The organism is bacterium (assembly GCA_040753555.1).
Classification (GTDB): domain Bacteria; phylum UBA9089; class UBA9088; order UBA9088; family UBA9088; genus JBFLYE01.
The window spans coordinates 1-2,659 of sequence record JBFMDZ010000250.1; the positions used below are offsets into that span (position 1 = coordinate 1).

Annotated in this window: 1 protein-coding gene; it reads right to left on the reverse strand. The window is 37.6% G+C overall.

Features of this window, described 5'->3' with window-relative positions; genetic code table 11:
- Nucleotides 1–2,529, reverse strand: a 2,529-nt coding sequence (locus AB1630_12045) for a C25 family cysteine peptidase (GenBank protein ID MEW6104524.1), incomplete at its 3' end; no start/stop codon positions are given.
- Nucleotides 2,530–2,659 lie beyond the last annotated feature (130 nt).

Sequence of the window (2,659 nt, forward strand, 5' to 3'; positions counted from 1 at the left end):
CCATTCTCCCCTTTTTCTGTGAAACGGAGAAATTTCTCCCCTTCTTAAGATTCTCCCTTTCTCCCCTTCTCCCTCTCTCCAATTCATCCATTCTCCGTTTCTCTCTGTAATGACTGAATAGTTACGATTTTTCTTAATATCAATAACCCTCCCTGAGATAGATGTGGCAATTGGAATAAAGAGGTTTCCAGTAGATGAGCCACCTGCTCCGTCATCAATTGAAATAAGAAATCGGATGTTATGGAGAAAAGAATTATTGTCTACCTTAAATTTATAATATTCTGAGCTTGCTGTTCCTGATGGCAAGATACTTCCATATGACTTACTACAAGAAAGAATCTCAACAAATTTATCTTCTGTGGTTAGGGTGGCTAAAACAGAAGGAGCTAAAGAAAATCCATAATTTTTTAGAACAATACCTAGCTCAACCTCATCCCCTGGGGTTACCACACCATCCTTATCCATATCATATATACTATGGCTGTAATAACTGACGAATGAACCAGATGTAGGCACTCCATAGATAATTCCTTCATATAAGCCATTTTGTGAGCTTCCAGTTATCTCAATCTCTCCGGTTGTTTTTAATTCAAAATCAAGGGTTGTTCTTCCTGATTTGTCTGTATAACCAGAGGCATAAAAATCATTCTCCTTTCTTAAGCAAACCAAGGCATTTTCCACGGGATTTCCTCCCCTCTCAACCTTTATAGTTAAACTATGCTTTCCAATAGGAATGGATTGGAGATAAGAAACAACAAGCTCAGAAGGAATATCTGTCCAAAGGGCCATCTCTGGATCACCAATCAGGACAAGGGTGTACATACACCATCTCATAACATAATCTGTTTTTGCGCTTCCCACATAGTATGCCTTTGTATCTGCCAATGTTTGGCCAATGTGGTAGATGCCTTTTGAAAAAAGGGAAGCAAAGAACTGTGAGTCATAGAGGTCAGATGGACCATTTCCTGGCTCTCCAGGCCTATACCATCCAAAGCGTGTATTTCCGACCATAAATCCACCACCCTTTGGATTAAGAAGCCAATGCTCGGCAAAGCAATCCTTATCTATTGCTGCAGGAAGGCAACCAACCGAAAATAGAAAACCCGTTATTTTATCTTGATTTGTTAATGATTCATCCAGATCAGAGGAATATAAGACCTCACCGTGATTCACACAACCAACCCCTATTAGATTATAGTTTGCATGGTCAGAATGATTTATGATATTCTGACCATCGTTCAATGCCCTTAAGACATCAGCTTTATGTAATCCTTTTTCCGAATCGTATTCCTTTGTTAGGATAAAGTTTTCTGGAATATATGTCTTTGCTATATCCTCCTTTCCCTCTTCAGAATAAGTCCACCAGTCAGCGTCAAATCCCATAAAGAATGCCTTTAGCTGATAGCCCTTTTCTTTTGCCTTCTCATAATCTATAACCTTATTTACAAAGCAGGAGACTTCCTCTTTTGTATCCACTGGCGCCCTTCCAACAAATACATCGGGATACATATCCACATCATCCTCTATCTCACCATAAACCTTATCGTGGTCATTATCCCAATCTCCATCTAGGTCAGAATAGTAAAGGTCGCAAGGAATCTCACTATACCATTTATCATAAAATTCAACATCAAAAATATGGGTTATCCGATGTGGGATAACATTTGTATCACCTCCCAGAAGAACCCAGATTGTCCCCTTATTTTGATAGTAATCCCTGATAAAGTTCCTTATCTTTTCTTGGGTATCTATGCCCTCTTTTGTTTTAATAATTTCTTCAACGCTTACTATCTGTGATAAAATCCCCTTTTTCTCCTTCCAATTGGCAAGCCTTTTGAATCCATCCTTTAAAGCTTCGCTTGTAATGATTAGATATGGTATGCTTTGTACCTGCATTATGCCCCTTTTTTCAAATTTTGGAATATCCTCAGGGTTTTTAACCAACCCCTTTATTATATCCAAAACCCTCTCTTCTGTTTCTCTATTTCTTCTGATTATGGAAAGGGGGACTTTTTTCTTTTTGTATAGAACCTCAAATCTAATGGCTTTATTAAGGATAAGCCTTTTTTCTTTTGGAATGTATTGCAATGGATAAACAAATATAGCGATGATGTTATATCCGCTTAGATTTCCCTCCTTTGTATAGGATACGATGCTTTCTGGATATGGGTTTGAGGAGTTATAGATAGATAAGTCAGGCTCTACAAAAGAAATCTCCTTTTTAATTTCTATAAGTGGTGCTGGTGGCTGGGAGGGTAGGATGTTATATGTTCCCTCAAGCCCTTCTTTGGTAATGGAGATTATCCTTATCCCTTCAACCGTAGCATTTGGTGGAAGGGACAAATGAATAAGCCTTCTGGGAAGGGATGGCTTTCCTATATCAGAGGTATAGCTACAATCAGGAAGGCTTACAACATCATACCCATTATACTTGCTAAATGAGACCTCATCTTTAGAAAACACAACCTCCCTTTCTAATGAAAAGCATAAAAGGGGAAGAAAAAGGAAACAAAAGAAACTTTGCTTCATAACTTCTTATATTTCGCTACCTTTGCGTCGGATTGTTTATGATAAGATATATTATATCAAAATATCAAAAACTTTCTCATATAAAAAGCCAATTTTTATAAATTTTACCTTCCTTTTTCTCTTGATTATT